Raw genomic sequence first — 627 nt, 5'->3', positions numbered from 1 at the left:
AACCAGAGGGCTTGATGAGATTTTGGTATATTTATATGGCTTAGGATATCAACTGATTAATAGTGGGGCAATAATACCCACTTTCCCACTTTTGGCAAAATGGAATTTTGTATTTATCTTGTTTTGGCGCCTTGGCGGTATGGATGTGGACTTTCATCCTTTTTCATAGACTATCAGCCCTTCTCTCAAACCCTTTCCTGAATTAGCTGTTCATATCTTTGCCCCAAAGAATAACCCACCCACCACCACACACCATGAACTGTCCTAAATGCAACGTCCTGCTGGCCATTTCTGATCGCCAGGGAATTGAAATTGATTACTGTCCCCAGTGCCGCGGCGTTTGGCTCGATCGCGGTGAACTGGATAAAATCATCGAACGCACCAACCAGCAGTTTGCCCAGTATAAAGGCGGCCATCACGATGATGACGACGACGACCGCTACCGCCGTGAACACAAGCAACACAGCAGCGATCGGCCGTTCGGGGATCACGACCGCGACCGCGGCGGCTACCGCAAACCGCACAAGAAATCCATCTGGGGAGATCTGTTTGACCTGGATTGAGGCCTCGGCCTTAGGTTGGCGCAACAAGCAAAGCCTGCGCTCTTCTTCCGCTTCGGGCGGGTAG

1 protein-coding gene is annotated in these 627 nt (G+C 50.4%); it reads left to right on the top strand.

The features are described 5' to 3' along the window. The first annotated feature begins 254 nt into the window (after positions 1 to 254). Positions 255 to 563 carry a zf-TFIIB domain-containing protein gene (locus JNK74_29315; protein ID MBL7650276.1) on the top strand — a complete coding sequence of 103 codons (309 nt, stop codon included), beginning with the start codon at positions 255 to 257 and terminating at the stop codon, positions 561 to 563. Positions 564 to 627 lie beyond the last annotated feature (64 nt).

This window comes from Candidatus Hydrogenedentota bacterium, assembly GCA_016791475.1.
Taxonomy (GTDB): domain Bacteria; phylum Hydrogenedentota; class Hydrogenedentia; order Hydrogenedentales; family JAEUWI01; genus JAEUWI01.
This window is presented reverse-complemented; position numbering and strand designations above follow the sequence as displayed.

Bases quoted from the DNA above. Each gene is read 5' to 3' on its own strand.
- JNK74_29315 (MBL7650276.1), top strand. From the start codon at position 255: ATGAACTGTCCTAAATGCAACGTCCTGCTGGCCATTTCTGATCGCCAG.